Genomic DNA, 17,631 nt, shown 5'->3' with positions numbered 1-17,631 from the left:
GCCACAATAGGCGGGATTCCCCACGCCGCCCAGCCCCTTTGCCGCAGGGGGAACGACGCCGGGCGATACTGATTTTGTGGCGCAGCGGCATCGATTGTATAAAATCCAGGATTGTTCGGGCCACCCCTCTCGGTGACTCCGGCGTTTGCCGTCACCCAGGTGGTTGTGCTGATGCGCGCAGTGTCCCTCTTCGTCATGGTATGGCTGGCCGCCCTGGGTGCTTTGGGGTTGCCCTGGGACCAGGCGTGGGCGGAGCCGGGCCAATGGCAAGCGCTGGGGCAGACGGCGTTTGAGCACATCGACCGCTCGCGCGGGTTGCCCAGCGACACCATCTTTTCCTTGGCACAGGATCAGCGCGGCTTCATCTGGATCGGCACCACCAACGGCCTTGCCCGTTTCGACGGCTATCACATGCGGGTCTTCCAGCCGGATCCCGATGTGCCGGGGTCTCTGCCCGACGGTGTCATCCGCGCCCTGCATGTGGACCCGGCGGGCCGGCTCTGGGTTGGAACCCATGTCGGCGGCCTCGCCCTCTACGACCCGGTGACGGAGCGGTTCCGCACCATCGGGCCCGGCCCCAACGGGGTCAGCGCCGCCACCGTTTATGACATCAGCGACGACGGCGGCGGCGGCATCTGGGTGGCCACGCGGGGCGGCATGGACCACCTCACCAGCGATGGCCGGGTGGTGGCACGGTTCCGCCACGCCGACAAGGACCCCGCCAGGGATGCCGCCAAGGAAAAGGCCCCCGGCGACGACGCATTACCCCATAACACGGTGTTCACCGTCCACCAGGACCGCGCCGGAAACCTGTGGGCCGGCACGGCCAGGGGCTTGGTGATGCGGCCCGCCGGAGGCGACCGCTTCGCTCCGCCGCCGCTGGCGACCCCATCCCCGGCCGCCGAGGCCCTGCTGGCCGACAGTGTCTGGCAGATCGAGGAGGGGGCGGACGGCCGCCTTTGGCTGGGGGGCGACCGCAGCGGCCTGGGCGTTTACGATACCCATGACCAGACCTTGACGGTCATCCACCCGCGGAGTGAGAGCGAGCCGCCGCTGGCGGCCGTGACCATGCGCGGGTCGGTGGAGGTGCGGCCGGGCGTGCTGTGGGTGGCCACGCTGGGCAATGGCATCGCCGAGGTGGACGTGGCCCAAGGGGTCTACCACACCATCCGGCATGAGCCCGACATCCCCGCCACCCTGTCCAGCAACGCCCTGCGCGCCATCCTCAAGGACCGGTCCGGCCTGATCTGGACGGGTGGGGATTCGGGCCTGGATGTGCACAACCCCACCAACGCCGCCCTGGTCACCCTGTTCACGGGTAACGGCCGGCCGCCCCTGGGCGACCTGCCCACCATCAAAAGCGTGGCGGTGACGCCCCAGGGCACGCTGTGGCTGGGCGGCGATGGCGCCATCCTGCTGTTCGACCCCGCCACGCGCCAGGCGCGCCGCATCCTGGCCGGGGGTCCCAACGCGAACCCCGATCACACGCTGCCGCAACTGGACGTCCTGGCCATGGCACGCCTGGCGAATGCGGACGCCAGCGCCCCCGCCACCGTGTGGGCCGGCACGCCCCGGGGGCTGTACCGCGTGGCGGAAGCGTCGGGAACGGTGGAGCGCGAGGCGTTACCCACCATCAATCCCTATCCCTATATCTCCCGCGTGGTGACGGCTGGCCCGACGACCTGGGTCGGCACCTTCGCGGGCTTGGTGCGCATCAGCGCCGACGGCGCGAAGACCCTGTACCGCCGCGATCCCGCCAACCCGGCCACGCTGGTGGATGACCGCATCATCGCCTTGGCCGTGGACCATACCGGCGCCGTCTGGGCGGGCACGGAACATGGCCTCAATCGCCTGGATCCTGCCACCGGCGCGGTGGAACGGCTGGCGCATGACGCGACCGACCCCGGATCGCTGCCGCATGACTACATCAACAGCCTGGCGGAGGATGGCCAGGGTCGGCTGTGGGTGGGCACCGCCCAAGGCGGCATCGCCATCCTGGAAGGGCGCGACGCCGCCGGCCGGCCGCGCTTCCGCGTCCTGGATCGGCAAAACGGCTTGCCCGGCCTGCGGATCAACAACCTGACCTACGACGGCCACGACCATGTGTGGGCCACCACGGCGGACGAACTGGTCAGCATCGACGTCGGCAGCCTGGCCGTCCGTGTGCTGGGGCCGGCCGAGAACGCCTTGATCCGCCGCTATTGGGAAAATGCTTCCGCCGTCACGCCGGATGGCAAGCTGCTGTTCGCCGGCGACGGCGGCATGACCGTGGTGTCCCCGGACGCCATCGCCGACTGGCGGTTCGCCCCGCCGCTGGCTGTCACCGATGTGCGGGTGGGAACCCAGAGCGTGCCGCCCGCCGCCATCGAGGGCGTGCCCCTGGTCCTGCGCCCCGGTGACAGGGGATTTGAGGTGGAGTTCACCGCGCTGGACTTTTCCGCCCCCGACCGTAACCGCTACGCCGTCATGCTGGAGGGCTTCGACACCGCCTGGCTGGAAAAGGACGCGCAGCGCCGCCGCGCCGTCTACACCAACCTGTCGCCCGGCCACTATCGGCTGCTGGTCAGGGGCAGCAACAAGGATGGCCGGTGGAACCCGGAAACCCTGTCCCTGCCGGTCACGGTGCTGCCGGCCTGGTATCAGACATGGTGGTTCCGCATCCTGGCGGCGGCCAGCGTGGTGGGGGCCGTGGCGATGGCCTTCTGGGCCCGCTTGGCCTGGCATCGCCGCCGCCAGCGGGAACTGGAGGAATTGGTGGACGCCCGCACGGCCGACTTGGCCGCCTCCGCCGCGACGCTGCGCCGGGTGGGCGATGCCGGCCGGGACCTGTCGGCATCGTTGGAGCGGGAGGCCATTTGCCGCGCCCTGCATGCCCATGTGAACGAGCTGATGCCCGCCGCCGCCCTGCGCGTGGCGTTGTTCGACGATCCGGACGCGACCCGCCTGTCGTTGGTCTACGCCGGCGGCACGGCCGAGACGCCCCTGGGACCGCTGGCGCCGGACGATGCGCTTTACCAGCGGGCGGCGGAAGGGGCCTCCACCTCCAGCGGGCCGGCCGACACGCTGATGCATGCGCCCTTGCGCGTCGGCAACCGGCGTCTGGGCGTGGTGGAGGTGCGCATCAGCCGGCCGGACGCCGCATTGCCCCGGCACGCGGAGGCCCTGCGCTCCATGGCCGCCTTCGCCGCGGTGGCCATCACCAACGCCGCCGCCTTCCGCGATGTGGAACGGGCGCGGGAAGAGACGGCCCAAACCCTGGCCAACCTGGAAAGCGCCCTGACCCGCCTGGTCCAGCAGGAAAAGCTGGCATCGCTGGGCAATCTGGTCGCGGTGGTGGCGCATGAGATCAACACGCCGCTGGGCGTCTCCGTCACGCTGGGCTCCCAGCTCCAGAGCGAGGTCGAAGCCCTGGCCGGCGCCATGGCGGACAAGCGTCTGCGCCGGGGGGACCTGGACGACTTCCTGGTGCAAACACGCGCCGAGTGCGAAATCCTGAACCGCAACCTGCGCCGTGCCGCCGATCTGGTGCAGAGCTTCAAGCAACTGTCGGTGGACCAGACCAGTGAGCGCGTGCGCGCCGTTCCCCTCACGGAATACCTGCGCGAAACGCTGCTCAGCCTGGAGCCGCTGTTGAAGGCACACGGCGTCGCCGCGACGGTGGACGGGCCGGAGGGCCTGATCGTGCCCACGCGGCCGGGCCAGTTGGCCCAGGTTCTGACCAACCTGGTGCAGAACGCCGTGGTCCATGCCTTTGACGGGGTGGCGCATCCGGCCATCCATATCCAGGTCGGAGTGGGCCCCGCGGGGACCGCCACCGTGACGGTGTCCGACAACGGGCGCGGCATGACGGCGGAGTTGGCGGCGCAGGCGTTCGAACCCTTCTTCACCACCAAGCAGGGGTCGGGCGGCTCCGGCCTGGGCCTGCACATCGTCCATAACCTGGTGACGGGCCCGCTGCGGGGCGAACTGAGCCTGGACAGCCTGCCGGGCGAGGGCACGCGCGTGCACATCGCGCTGGGCAGCTTCCAGACCAATGAGGCGCCACCGGTTCTGGAACCCACGGGGTAACGACCTCCGCCTTCTGCGAGCCCCTTGCCGGAACCGTTCCAGCCCTCAACTCCGCCATGGCGCGGTGCCCCTTCCTCGTGGCAGTTTCCACACCCAGCAAGGCCTTGGAACGATGGCGGGGGCCGTCCAGGCCGGTCCAATGGATGGGAGACAGGGCGTGATGGGTAAGGGCGTGACGCGAATGAGGAACAGGGCCGTTGGGGCAGGGATGGCTCTGGGCATGGCCACCGGATTGATGGCCCCGGCGGCGTGGGCCGTCGAAAGCCCGGCCGCCATTCCGGACTCGGCGCTCTCCAGCGTCAAGGAATTGCAGAAGCGGGCCTTGGCCGGCAGTGGCGCCTATGAGGTGGTGGAGTCGCTGACCACGCAGGTGGGGCCGCGTCTGCCCGGCACGCCCAATGACGCGGCGGCCGTGGCCTGGGCGGTCAAGGCCATGAAGGATCTGGGCCTGCAGAACGTCCATACCGAGGCCGTGCCCATGCCCGGCTGGCGGCGCGGCCTGGAACGGGCCAGCCTCCTGTCGCCCATGCCGCAGCCGATCGCCGTGGCGGCGCTGGGCGCCAGCGTGGGCACGGGGCCGGAGGGCATCGAGGCCGAGGTGGTGCGCTTCGCCAACCTGGCGGAGCTGCAGGCGGCGCCGGCCGGGTCGCTGGCAGGCAAGATCGCCTACATCGCCCTGCCCATGACCCGCACCCAGGACGGCAGCGGCTATGGCGAGGCCGTGGCCATGCGCATCGCGGGCCCGGCGGCGGCGGCCAAGAAGGGGGCCGTGGCGGTGCTCATCCGCTCCGTCGGCACCGATGCCCACCGCTTGCCCCACACCGGCATGACCCGGTATGAGGACGGCGTACCCAAGATCCCGGCCGGCGCCATCTCCACCGTCGATGCCGCCCAGTTGGACCGGCTGCTGGCCCCTGGATCCGACAACAAGGGGTCGGTGAAGATGAAGCTGGTGCTGGACGTGGCGCCGCTGGACCCCATCACCACCTACAGCGTGGTGGGCGACCTCAAGGGGACGGAGAAGCCGGACGAGATCGTGCTGGTCGGCGCACACCTGGACAGCTGGGACCTGGGCACGGGCGCCATCGACGATGGCGCCGGTGTCGCCATCGCGCTGGCGTCGGCCAAGCTGATCAAGGGCCTGCCGGAAAAGCCCAAGCGCACCCTGCGCGTCGTGCTGTTCGCGGCGGAGGAGGAGGGCACCTACGGCGCCATCGCTTATGGCAAGGCGCATGCGGCCGAGGCCGACCGCTATGTCCTGGGAACGGAGGCGGACCTGGGCATCGGTCCGGTATGGCAATTCAAGATGAAGGCCAATGCGAACAACGCCACCGCCCTGGCCACCATCGCCACGGCGCTGCAACCCCTGCGCATCGTCAAGGGGCGCGATGATGAGGAGGGCGAAAGCTCCGACCTGGGCCCCATGGCCAAGGCCGGCATGCCGGTGGCGGAACTGTCGCTGGACGCGACCACCTACTTCGACATCCACCACACGGCGGACGACACGCTGGATCGGGTGGATCGCGCCACCATCGACCAGTCCACGGCGGCCTACGCCAGCGTGCTGTGGCTGGCCATGCAGGCCAGCGGCACCTTCCGTGAACCCGGCACCCACAACTCCGGGAGCCACTGACGGCGTCAGTCGCCGGTGATGCGGTAGGCGCAACGGCGGGCGCCCTGGGGAATGTGGTCCACCCGTTCCACCCGGGCGCCCAGCACGGCGCGGAAGGTTTCCAGTTCTGAGCGGCAGAAGCCGGCGCAGGCGCTGGCCGCGGCGCAGATGGGGCAATGGTTTTCCACCAACATCCAGCTGCCATCCGGCTCCCGCCAGTTATCGGCCATGTAGCCTTCCGCCGTGCGGATGGCGGCCAGGCGCCGGATCCGGTCGGCCAAGTCCGGCGCGCCGATCATTTCGTTCTTGTAACGGGCTAGGGTTTCCGCCTCACGCGCGGCAATGACGGTATCCAGCGCGGCCGGTCCCAGCTGTGCCACCAGCGTGGACAGCAGCGCTGTGGCCAATGCCGCATGGCCATCGGGGAAATGGGCGTGCCCGGCCGCCGTCAGGTGCCAGCGCTGGCGGGGACGACCACGGCCGACCGCCGGCTCGCCGGCGCTTTCCACCACGCCCTCCTGCGCCAAACGCGCCAGTTGCTGGCGCGCCGCCTCACCCGTGATCCCCAGCGCGGTGGCCAGGGTGGCCGTGGGCTGCGGCCCTTCCGTCTTCAACATCAGCAGGACACGGTTGAGGGGAGCGTGGGGCATGATATTTCCAAGTTTAAACTTGCTTTAATCGGCACGGCGCGTATTTTCCAATAATGAACTTGGAAAAAAATCACCGCCGGGTCAAGGACAAGCCCGCAAGGAACGCCGCCGCCATGTCTTCCGCCCCAGAGCCTACTCCCCGCCCCGATCCCGCGCCGGCCGCATCGTCCCGCGATACCGCCGGTTCCGTCTGGCGGCTTTTCTCACCCGGCTTGCTGCCGGCCACCCTGATGCTGGGTGGTGGTGTCACCCTGTTCGCGGTGGAAACCTATGTCACCGCGACGGTGGCGCCTTCCATCGTCCGGGACATCGGCGGACTGGACCTGTTCGCCTGGCTCACCACCCTGTATGTCGCGGCGGCGGTCCTGGGCGCGCAATTCGTCGCCCTACGTCCCCGGACCCTGGGCCTGCGCGGCGTCTACACCGTGGGGGCCTTGGTGTTCAGCGCCGGCAGCCTGGTCTGCGCGGCGGCCCCGGCGATGCCCGTGGTGTTGCTGGGGCGGGCGGTGCAGGGCCTGGGCGCCGGCATGTTGTCCGGCCTGGCCTATGCCTTCATTCGCCATGTCTATCCGGAGCCGCTGTGGCGCAAGGCGTCCACCCTCTATGCCGCCATCTGGGGCGTCGCCACCTTCCTGGGCCCCACGGCGGGGGGCCTTTTCGCCGGCGGGGCGAACTGGCGCTACGCGTTTTCCATCCTGGTGCCGCCGGCCCTGCTGATGGCGGCCAGTGCGGGGCGGTTGCTGCCCCGGGTGGCGGATGAGCGGCAGGATGCCCGCCCGCCCTTGGCCCAGATCAGCCTGTTGCTGGCCGCTGTGCTGCTGGTCAGCGCGGCCGGGACGGACGGACGCGCTGACCTCAAGACGGGGATGCTGGCGGGCTCGCTGGCGCTATTCGCCGCCATGCTGGGCCTGGAGCGGCGTGCGGCCACACGCCTGTTGCCGCAGGGCGCGACCCGGCTGGGGCAGCCCATCGCCCGGCTGTACCTGGTGATGTTCGGGCTGATCATCACCGTCTCCAGCGATGTCTACATCCCATATTTCCTGCAGACCCTCCACGGCGTGGCGCCGCTGACCTCGGGATATCTGGTCGCCCTGGTGGCCCTGGGTTGGACGCTGACGGCCTTTTTCACCGGCACGCTCCGGGGACGGGGGGCGGTCCTGGCCATCAGTGCCGGGTGCGCGTTGGAGGCGGGCGCGACGCTGGCGCTGGCCCCGCTTCTCGGCGACCGGACGGCCTGGGGCGGATGGATGGCCATGGCGCCGGCGGTCCTGGCCATGCTGGCCATGGGGGGTGGCGTCGGGCTGTGCTGGGCCCATCTGGTGGCCGGCGTGCTGAGGTGGGCGGGGGATGCGGAGCAGGACAAGGCCTCCGCCGCCATCGCCACCGTGCAATCGCTGGGGGGCGCTTTGGGCGCCGCCTTGTCGGGCGTCATCGCCAACGGCGCCGGCCTGGTCGATCCGGGCGGCTTGGCCGGTGCCCAGGCGGCCGCCCATTGGCTGTTCCTGCTGATGGCCGCGCCCGGCGCCGTCGCCTTCCTTGTATCGCTGGTGCCGGAGCGGGCGGTAAATCCCAGGACGCCGCGCACGGCGCCTACGGAGCGTGAAAAATGAAACGGCGGCGGATCCCCAACGATCCGCCGCCGTCTTTTCAGGCGTCCCTAATCCCGGACAGGATCAGTCGGCGTCCTGCGGGGCGGGCGGCGGCGGCATGTCGCCGTCGTCATCGCCATCCGGGCCGGGACGGCCGGGGCCGCCATGCATGCCTTGGTCACCGCCAAAGCCGGGTCCGGGGCCGCCGAAACGGCCGCCGCCGAAGCCGTGATGGCCGCCACCGGGGTGATGGCCGTGCGGGCCGATCACACGGGCCAGCATGGTGTCGGCCTTTTCCTTCTGTTCCGGCGTGAAGCTGGCGTACAGCGGGGTCAGCACGGCCTTAAGCTCGCTGATGTGCTTGGCATGCTCGGCCGCCATCTTGTCGGCACGGTCCAGCCGCTCAGTCAGCGAGGGCGGGGCGGGCGGCTCGACCGGCTGGCCGGCCTTGCGGGCGGCCTCGACCTTTTCCCAGCGCGCCTTGTGCTCGGCCTCGAATTTCTCAGCCTTTTGCTTCATTTCCTCGGCATCGGCACGGACCAGGGTTTCGAACTTCTTCCACTGCCCTTCCTGGGCGGCAGTGATTTTCAGTTCGGCCTTCAAGAAGGCCAGGCGGCCATCCACATGTTCCCACGGACCACCGCGATGGTGCTCACGCGCCATGGGCGGCGGGACCGGATGGGAAGAATCCTGGGCGAAAGCGCCAGCCGCGACACCGACGGCAAAGACGCCGACCGCCAAGGTCGAAAGGAGTTGAGTACGGAAGCGGGACATGGATTTACAAGCCTCGTCAGGTTCATCTTCGCCGTTCTAGAACCGGCTAAGCAGATATACGGCCCAACTTGGGGAAACTGTCGCCCGACGCTGATGAAACCTTAAGAAGCGTGTCACTACCCGGGTATCTGGGATAGTCTGAAACAACAGCCCGCCCCACCGATACAGGGGCGGCGGATAGGGGAGCCGCCGGCAGATGGGCCTACTCCCCAGGGGGACCGTGGTCGATGCAGGGAATGGACGAGGAGGCCATCTGGCGGGATGAGGGGGAGGGGGCGACCGCGCTCCAAAAGCCCACCAACCTCCCGCCCTGGAAAATCCTGGTTGTCGATGACGATGCCGAGGTTCACGCCCTGACCCGCATGGTCCTGAACAGGTTGCGCTTCCGCGACCGCAGGGTGGAAATCGTGTCGGCCCATTCGGCGGCGGATGGGTTCAAGATCCTGGCCGAGGGGACGGACATCGCCGTCGTCCTGCTGGATGTCGTGATGGAAACCGACGATGCCGGCCTGGTGCTGGCCCGCCGTATTCGCCGCGAATTGGGCAACGAGGCCACGCGCATCATTCTGCGTACCGGCCAGCCGGGCGTCGCACCGGAGGAGCAGGTCATCGTCGACTATGACATCGACGACTACCGCCCCAAGGCGGACCTGAGCGCCGCGCGCCTCACCACCACCATCATCACGGCATTGCGCTCCTACGGGCACATCGTGGCGCTGGAGGAGAACAAGCGCGGGCTGGAGCGCATCATCGACAGCGCCGCGACCTTGTTCCAAATCCGGTCCATGCGCGACTTCGCCACCGGCGTCCTGACCCAGGTGGGCAGCTTCCTCAGCTGCGGGCCCCAGGGCGTGATCTGCGTTCACGCGCCCGAGGGGCAAGCCCTCAGCGTACTGGCGGCCAGCGGCATCTATGCCCACCTGGGCGGCCATACCACTACGGGCACGCCCGACGAGGCTATTCCCGGCGCGGGCCTGATCGAGCGGGCGCTCAACACACAGCAGTCGCTGTTCGTCGATGATATCAGCGTCTTGCATATCCCCAGCCGTGAAGTCGGCCGGACGGTGGTCCTGATCAAGGCGCAGGAACCGCCTTCTGCCATGGACCGGCACCTGCTGGAGCTGTTCGCCACCAAGATCCCCGCGGGCTTCGACAATGTCAGCCTGCTGGAGGGGCTGGAGGGTGACGTGGCCCGCCGCACGCGGGACCTGAAGGCCACCAACGCCATGCTGACCGAGAAGCAGGAGCGGCTGGAACGGCAAGCCCATGACCTGGCGGTGCTGGCCCGCGACCTGGACCGCGCCCGCGTGCAGGCCCAGGCTGCCAGCCAGAGCAAATCGGAATTCCTGGCCAACATGAGCCATGAGATCCGAACCCCCATGAACGGCGTCATGGGCATGGTGCAATTGCTGCTTGATACCCCCCTGAACGAGGAGCAGCGGGGTTTCGCCCAGGCCATCCGCGAAAGCGCTGAGGCGCTGCTGGGCGTCATCGACGACATTCTGGACATCTCGAAGCTGGAGGCGGGAAAGGTCGAACTGGAGATCGTCGACTTCTCTCTGGGCGGCCTGCTGGACGGTGTCGCCACCATCCTGGCCCCCCGGGCCCGGGAAAAGGGCCTGGCCTTCAAAACCGGGCTGGTGGAGGGCGGGGAGACGGCTGATACCCACCCCGGCATCGCCAACGGCAACCGCGACGAGGGCGACCGCCAGGTGCTGGTGCGGGGCGATCCCACGCGCCTGCGTCAGATCCTGGTCAACCTCATCGGCAACGCCATCAAGTTCACCTTGAGCGGCGAGGTGGCCGTCAGCCTGGTGCTGACACCCGTGCCCCGCCCCGGCGGGGGCAGGCCAACCCTGATCTTACGGGGCGAGGTCAAGGACACGGGCATAGGCATCAACGCCGAGCAGGCGTCCCGCCTGTTTGAAAGCTTTAGCCAGGCCGACACCTCCATCACCCGGCGCTTCGGTGGCACGGGCCTGGGCCTCGCCATTTGCCGGCAGTTGGTACAGCTCATGGGCGGCACCATCGGCGTGTCCAGCGAACCGGGCGTGGGCAGCACCTTCTGGTTCTCGGTTCCCCTGGAACCGGCCGAGCAACCCTTTCAGGAGGGTTTTACCGCACCTCTCCCCACCCGTCGGCCATCGCCGGCCGTTTGGGGCGGCAGCAGCGCGCCGCCCGTGCCCGCCCAGGGGCGGGGCGTGGGGCGGTGCGTCCTACTGGTGGAGGACAATCCGGTGAACCAGGAGGTGGCCAGCCTGATGCTGGCCAAGGAGGGGTTCGAGGCGGTGCTTGTCCAGGACGGTGTCGACGCGCTGGAGGCGGTGCGTTGCCGCCGCTTCGACCTAGTGCTGATGGACATCCAGATGCCGCGCATGGACGGCATCGAGGCCACGCGTCGCATGCGCGCCATGGGCGCCCGCATGCCCATCATCGCCATCACCGCGAACGCCATGGCAGGCATGCGCGAGGAATACCTGGCCGCCGGGATGGACGACTATGTCGCCAAGCCTTTCGACCGAGGCCATTTCATCGGCAAGGTGGTGCATTGGGCCTGCGGCCAGCCCGCCCAGCAGGAGGCCCCGGTGGAGCCGGTGGCCAGTGTGCCACCGCTGTTCGGCATCCTGGCGGAGGATAGGCTGGGAGAACTGGCCACGATGGCGGCCCGGCCGGATTTCATCCGCATCGTCAGCGGCTTCCTCGCCTTGGGCAAACAACGGGTGGAAACCTTGGCCGAGGCGGCGCGGAACCGGGATCTGAAGGCTTTGAGGGCCGAATCGCACGATCTGATGGCCACCGCGGGCACCTGCGGGCTGATCCGATTGCAGGATCTGGCCATGGCCCTGCATGAGGCGTGTGTCGCGGCCGACCTGGACCGCGCGGTGGCCGTCGCCCAATCGGCGGTGGAGTTCGGCCGCCAGGATTGGGAACTGCTGCGCGAACGCTTCCTGTCCGACGTGGAGGACACGCCACCGCCGACCCCGTAGGCCCGGCCCTCCGATCGCATAAATAAAAACGGCCGCCCCCGGAGTTTGGGGCGGCCGTTTTGGATGAGCCGGGATGCTGTTAAGACGTTTACTGGAACGTGGTGTCCAGGGCGCGCAGGGTCCAAAGCGCCTGCTCACGTTCCTCCGGCTCGATACGCTCCGCACGGGCGCCGTCCAGGGTCACCCGCCGGGTGTTGCGCACCACGGACGCCAGGTAGGCCGGGTGGGCGCGGTAGACGAACAGGAAGGACTCGGCGGTGGCCACCAAGTCGGCATCGCCCAACGCGCGGGCCATTTCCTTTTCCACGGTCAGGCTCAGCGGCACCGGATCCTCGGGGAAAGCCTCGGGGAAGCGGCGGCTCAGCTGGGCGTGCACCCGGGCCATGTCCTCCGGCAGTTCCAGCGGCGTGCCGGCAACACGGGGCAGGGTGATGGCGGCGCCATCGAAATCGTTCACCACCACGCGGGGCGGCCACAACACGTGGGGCCGATCGCTGGCGTCGTCCTCACGGCCACGCCCGCCACCATGGACGGGGCGTCCGCCAGGACGGCCGCGCTGCTCACCCCCGTGGGGGCGGCTGTCCCGGTTATCCTGGTGCCGGCTTTCCAGCGCCCGGTAATTGGGGCGGAAGTCGGAGTCCGGCCGTTCATAATCGTAATGGGCGGGGCGGTAGGGACCGTCACCACGGGACTGCCGGCGCTCACCAAAATCGGGTTCCGCCTGGCGGTCCCCCCGATCAAAGCGACCGGTGTCACGATCGGCGCCGCCGCCTTGGCGGCTGCGCACCGGCGTCGGGGTCCGTTCCAGGACGACGACACGCTTTGTTGCGCCGCGGTCACCAACGGTGCCGCGCTGTGCCGCGTCGAGAGTCAGTTTAGTTTCAAAGCCCAGCGGCTTCTTGAGAGATAAAGTTGTCATGGCATCCATCCCGGCTCAAGGCAACGATACCAGTTTTTTGCTGCGGTGCCGCAACCAGAAAGTCGGTTCCACGCCCTCGTTTGATGCAGCCTTGATTTAACCAGCGTGCATGCCCCGAGCCTTCGCGTGCCAAGGCGTCCCTGTGCGGTCATCTCCAAGCCCATCGTATTAACGGGTACATGAAAACGTTAATGAAACCGCAGGCGGAACGAGTATTGGCTGAAAGGCGGTTGGTGGCGACCCTGTTCGGCATCGTCGTGCCCCATGGTCATCACTATCAGACCCAGCGGTTAAGGAAAGTTTTACAAGGGCCGCCTGTAACGACAGGCACAGGCAGTATTGATGATTAATGCCCGCATGTCCGCCACGCATCCGTTGCAGGACGGACAAAGCCGGCTGACCTTGTGCCCGGATCGCCCTTACGGGGCAAAGGCACCCAAATGGCGGGCGACTCCAAACAAAAAGCCGGACGGCGACAATGATCGTCGACGCCCGGCTTTTAATCAAACCACGATATGGATGGTTCCCATCCATGCCGCAGCGCAAAACGGATAGGCTTAACGGCCTTGGGGGCGTCAGCCGTTATGGTTGGCCAGGGACTTGGCCAAGGCCATGATGCTGTCACGCACCGAGCTTTCGGTGATGCGGGAATAGGCACGCACCAGTTCCAGGGTTTCACGCCGCTCGCTGGGCGGCCGGCCGCCCTCCACCGCCGCCTCGATGGCCGGTGCCGGGATCTCGCCCTGCGGACCCAGGCCGTCGAAGAAGAAGCTGATGGGAACGTCCAGGACCTGGGCGATCTTGTGCAGCATGGAAGCGGAGATGCGGTTGGCGCCGCGCTCATACTTCTGCACCTGCTGGAAGGTCAGGCCAATGGCCTCGCCCAGCTTTTCCTGGCTCATGCCGATCAGGGTCCGGCGAAGGCGCACCCGGCCACCGACATAACTGTCCACGCTCGTGCCCGTCTCTTCTTCGGCAGCCAGCATGGTGCGCTTGCGGGTCTTGCTACGGCCGGTGTTCGGCTTGTCTGTCGTCATTTCCTAAAATCCTGTCGCACGTGGGGGCGAGGCGCCTTCCCGGACAGCGTCATGGCAACCATCGCCAATCCGGGGACTTGTCCTCATTGACCACCGTCATCAAGGGCCGATACACGGCACCCCCTGCACGGGATCGTCTCCTTTGCCGTTATCCGGGACGGCGCCACCGAGGCTCCGCTGTCAGCCGTTGGGGAGGCGACGCGCGAGCACCCGAGGGATACCGTTCCGAAGCGGTCTGTATAATGACATCGTAAACAAGTTTACATACGGTAAATAAGAGAATTCCTTTATCCCTGGTAGACTACAAAGTAGGGGATAGAAGCCTCGACGACACCCCTGTCCTGCAGTGGTATCCCCTTGTGCGCTGGCTGCGGGCTTATTTACGCCCGGGCCACCATAAAGGTGCATCATGGCGCCACGGACACGCGGCTTAAGGGCGCAGGTCCGCCTTATCGACGCGGCGCCATGCCTAAAAAGAACGTCGGGCCTTAAAGAACGATGCACCCCAAAAGAACAACGGGGCGGTACCCTCGGCCCGCCCCGTCGCGACTCGCCTCATTGACGTCCGTCCAGGCGACCCAAGACGGCCGCCCGGACAAGCGCACAGGTCAAGCAGCCCTCATCAGGCGGCGACGATGGCGGAGAGGAAATCGGCCACGGCGCGCTGCAGTTCCTTGGCCTGCACGGACAAGTCGCTGCTGGCGGTGAACACCTGGCTGGTCGCCAGGCCCGTGTCATTGGCGGCACGGGCCACGGTGCCGATATCGCCGCCGACGCGGGTGACGCCCTGGGCGGCGTCGGTCATGGTGGCGGCGATGGCCTGGGTGGCGCGCGCCTGCTCGGTGATGGTGCGGGCGATCCCGTCATTCACCTGGTCGATCCGCATCACCGCCCCGACAATCTCGCGGAAGGCCTCAACCGCCTGGGCGATGGCGGCCTGCATGGCGGCGATTTCCTGCTGGATGTCCTGGGTGGCCTGAGCGGTCTGGCCGGCCAAACCCTTCACCTCGCTGGCGACCACGGCGAAGCCGCGGCCGGCCTCACCGGCGCGGGCCGCCTCGATGGTGGCGTTCAGCGCCAACAGGTTCGTCTGGCCGGCGATGGTCTGGATCAAGGCGACCACGTCGGTGATGCGGCGGGAGGCCACGGTCAGGCGCTCGATCAGTTCGCTGGTGCCTTTGGTGCTGTCGGCGGTGGTGCGGGCCAGCTTGGCGGCTTCGGCCACGCTTTCCAACACGTCGGCCGTCGTGGCGCGCAATTGTTCCGCCGCGCTGACGGCGCCCTGGATGGTGCCGTTGGCGGACTGGGCAGCAGTCTCCGCGGCGCTCGCGGCGGTGGAGGCGCCGGCGGCGGTCCGCGACACGGCGCGCGCCGTTTCCACCAGGCCGTGGGCTGCCTCGGTGACCGAACCCAGGATGCGGCCCGCCTTGGTCTCGAAGGACTGGGCGGTGTCTTCCAGGGCGCGACGGCGCATTTCCTCGGCCCGCACCCGTTCCTGGTCGCGTTCCACGTTAAGGCGCTCCACCGCGCGGGCGTTGTCACGGAAGACGGACAGGCTGTCCACCATCTCCCCGATTTCGTCCTTGCGGGCGGTGGGCAGGACCACGTCCAGACGCCCGCCCGCCAGCTCGCGGGTGGCACCGGCCACGGCCAGCAGCGGCGACAGCACGCCCCGCATCAGGAACAGGACCGCCACCCCGCACAGGACCAAGCCCAGCGCTGTGCTGGCCTGGATGCCGTGGTTCAGGTCATCGATCACCCCCAGCGCCGCCTGGTTGCCTGCGCGCACCTGGGCCTGGTCGCCCTTGGCCACCAGCTTCATGGCCTCCGCCATGCGGTCCAGATGGTCGTTCAGGCCATCCACCTGGGCGGACAGCTTCAGCAACTGATCCGCCGGGGCGGAGCTTTTGCCCGCCAGCGGCTTCAAGGCCATGGCGGTTTCCTGCAGGCCATCGAACTGCGTTTTGGCCATCTGCACCTTGGTGGCCACGTCGCCCAGCGGGTTGTTCTCAGCGGTGCCGTTCGCGCGCTCCCGCGCGGCGACGCGGCGCACCTCTTCCAGGCCGGCGGCGTAGGTGCTGGCGATGGCCCGCAGGGAGTTGTTCAGTTCCGCCGGCTCGGCCACCGACAGGGTGCCCATCAGCGTCTGCGTCAGCAGCACCTGCACCTGCATGTTCTTCAGGGTGGCGGCCAGGCCCAGGTCCGCCATGGCCCCGTCCGTCTGCGCCGTCGTTCCCTCCAGGATGGCGCGCGACTGCCGGGCGATGCCGATGCCGATGGCGCTTTGCAGCAGGACCAGGAACAGCAGCGTGCCGCCCACGGCCATGAATTTGGAGCGCAAGCGCGTGGGGTGCGGCACCAGGCGCGCCAATAGGCCCCCCAGGCGGCTGGCCACGCGCGCGACACCGGCCCCGGCGGGGCTGTTGAACAGCGGCGCCAGACGGGCGGCAACGGCGGTCTTGAGGGCGGGCAGGCGGGCAGTGACGGCGGCGAGGCGGGCGGGGGACGTCTGGCGCATGGGGGGCGGCCATCCTGACAGAGGCAAGGGAACCCCGGGGGACGGGCCACCCGGAGCCATGCCACCTTACAAACCGCGGCGGCCGCCGGATAATCACAGCCATGTTAAATTTGGATTTATACTTTGTGACACACTCCTAAAATTACCGAAAATGCAATGCATCTTCGGTATAGGATATCCAAAGACGTACTCAGCCGCCGCTCAGGCCCCGGCAGCCTGCGTCTGCGCCTGCTCTTGCGGTTGCGCAGTGGTTTCAGGGCGCGGCGTCAACCGCTTGAGCCCGAACCAGGGACGCAGGACGTTGATGCGCCGGACGATCTCATACGTGGCGAAGCAACCCGCGAAGGTGATGACCACCAGAAGCGTGGCTTCCAAGCCCTGGTTCAGGCCCAGGAGCGCCAGGTTGTGGCCCGCCACCACGGTGATGGTCTGGTGGACCAGGTAGAAGGGGAAGACCGCCTGGACCAGATACCGCAGTACAGGACTATCCCGGTTCAGGTGACGGGCGCCGAAGCCCAGCGCGGCGACGATGGCCCCCCACTGCTGCGCGGCGTACACGACACGCATGGGCACGCGGATGCCCCAGGGGGCCGGCGGCGCGCCGAAGGGATAGGCCCAGGTGTAATAGGCGACGGCGGCATAGGCGGGAAGGGCCAGGGCCAGGCCCCACCAGCGCCAGCGAACGAACCCATCCCGCAGGGGAAGGGATTTGGCGATGAGGAAACCGAACAGGAAGGCCGTGAACGACAGGATGTGGTTGTACCAGTCGTGCAGCAGCCAATGGGTGACGGGAAAGCGCAGTTGCAACATGTCCAGCGCGCACAGCGCCAGGAACGGTAGGACCACCAGCCGCCAGCCGGTCAACCGGGCCTCCAGGATATCCCCCACCGCGCGCAGGCGCTGTCCCGCCATGGCCAGCAAGACCGAGAGCGCCAGGCTGTAGGCCAGCAGGTAAGAGACGAACCACATGTGGTTGTAGGTCGGCGTCGTCAGGCAGTCATTGACCCGGCACCAGTGGCCGGTGCCACTGAGGTATTTCAGATAGAAGGCGGGATAGTAGGTCTCCACCGGCGTCACCGCCTGTTCGATCACCTGGTAGTAGGTCTGTGGCGGCACCAGGACCAGGACGGCGAACACCAGGGGAGGGACCAGGCGGGCCAACCTCGCCTTGGTCAGGGCGGCCACCGTCATCTTGTCGGCCATGAAGCGGGTGGCGGCGCCGGAGACGAGGAAGAGCAGGGTGAGGCGCCAAGGACTGGTGGCCATCAGCACCGATGCCATGCCCGGAACCTCGCGCGGGCTTTTCACATGCCATTCCCAAGGCCCGTAGAACATGCCGACGTGGAACACGATCAACGTGAAGAACGCCAGTACCCGGATCCAGTCCAGGTCTGGACGGCGGGTGACGGTGGGCGTCGCACGGGAAGGCATCATGTTCTTTCGGCCCCTGGTCGTAAGACGTGTGGCGGTCGCCTGT

Annotated in this window: 10 protein-coding genes; 4 read left to right on the top strand and 6 right to left on the bottom strand. The window is 68.1% G+C overall.

Annotation, left to right across the window (positions count from 1 at the left end; genetic code table 11):
- The first annotated feature begins 171 nt into the window (after nt 1-171).
- Nucleotides 172-4,068, top strand: a complete 3,897-nt coding sequence (locus UCD39_RS13805) for a sensor histidine kinase (protein WP_330496574.1) — start codon at nt 172-174, stop codon at nt 4,066-4,068.
- Between the two features lie 220 nt (nt 4,069-4,288).
- Nucleotides 4,289-5,701, top strand: coding sequence for a M20/M25/M40 family metallo-hydrolase (locus tag UCD39_RS13800; RefSeq protein WP_330496573.1), 1,413 nt, complete (start codon nt 4,289-4,291; stop codon nt 5,699-5,701).
- Nucleotides 5,702-5,706: 5 nt separating this feature from the next.
- Here the strand turns inward: UCD39_RS13800 and UCD39_RS13795 are convergent, their stop codons facing one another.
- Complete coding sequence (locus UCD39_RS13795; protein ID WP_330496572.1) at nt 5,707-6,330, bottom strand: helix-turn-helix transcriptional regulator; 624 nt, start codon at nt 6,328-6,330, stop codon at nt 5,707-5,709.
- 113 nt (nt 6,331-6,443) lie between these two features.
- On the opposite strand from UCD39_RS13795, the gene UCD39_RS13790 reads away from it, so the two are divergent.
- A complete protein-coding gene (locus UCD39_RS13790; RefSeq protein WP_330496571.1) occupies nt 6,444-7,940 on the top strand; it encodes an MFS transporter in 1,497 nt (498 codons plus the stop codon).
- A 63-nt stretch (nt 7,941-8,003) separates the two neighbouring features.
- Here the strand turns inward: UCD39_RS13790 and UCD39_RS13785 are convergent, their stop codons facing one another.
- The gene (locus tag UCD39_RS13785; RefSeq protein ID WP_330496570.1) at nt 8,004-8,582 is read right to left on the bottom strand and encodes a Spy/CpxP family protein refolding chaperone; all 579 of its coding nucleotides are present in this window, start codon (nt 8,580-8,582) and stop codon (nt 8,004-8,006) included.
- Between the two features lie 338 nt (nt 8,583-8,920).
- Between UCD39_RS13785 and UCD39_RS13780 the strand changes: the two genes are divergently transcribed.
- Nucleotides 8,921-11,680, top strand: a complete 2,760-nt coding sequence (locus tag UCD39_RS13780) for a DUF3369 domain-containing protein (RefSeq protein WP_330496569.1) — start codon at nt 8,921-8,923, stop codon at nt 11,678-11,680.
- Between the two features lie 88 nt (nt 11,681-11,768).
- On the opposite strand, the gene UCD39_RS13775 is transcribed toward UCD39_RS13780, so the two are convergent.
- The 4 genes from UCD39_RS13775 to UCD39_RS13760 form a co-directional block, all read right to left on the bottom strand.
- Nucleotides 11,769-12,599 carry a ProQ/FINO family protein gene (locus UCD39_RS13775; protein ID WP_186455641.1) on the bottom strand — a complete coding sequence of 277 codons (831 nt, stop codon included), beginning with the start codon at nt 12,597-12,599 and terminating at the stop codon, nt 11,769-11,771.
- A 575-nt stretch (nt 12,600-13,174) separates the two neighbouring features.
- Nucleotides 13,175-13,585 carry a helix-turn-helix domain-containing protein gene (locus UCD39_RS13770; RefSeq protein WP_246130201.1) on the bottom strand — a complete coding sequence of 137 codons (411 nt, stop codon included), beginning with the start codon at nt 13,583-13,585 and terminating at the stop codon, nt 13,175-13,177.
- A gap of 673 nt (nt 13,586-14,258) precedes the next feature.
- The gene (locus UCD39_RS13765; RefSeq protein ID WP_330496568.1) at nt 14,259-16,154 is read right to left on the bottom strand and encodes a methyl-accepting chemotaxis protein; all 1,896 of its coding nucleotides are present in this window, start codon (nt 16,152-16,154) and stop codon (nt 14,259-14,261) included.
- A gap of 201 nt (nt 16,155-16,355) precedes the next feature.
- Nucleotides 16,356-17,588: an acyltransferase family protein gene (locus tag UCD39_RS13760; protein ID WP_330496567.1), complete on the bottom strand. Its 1,233-nt coding sequence runs from the start codon at nt 17,586-17,588 to the stop codon at nt 16,356-16,358.
- Nucleotides 17,589-17,631 lie beyond the last annotated feature (43 nt).

Source organism: Nitrospirillum karajorum (assembly GCF_036348415.1).
Lineage (GTDB): Bacteria > Pseudomonadota > Alphaproteobacteria > Azospirillales > Azospirillaceae > Nitrospirillum > Nitrospirillum amazonense_B.
The sequence above is the reverse complement of the archived record's forward strand: the minus strand, read 5'-3'. Positions and strand labels throughout refer to the sequence as shown.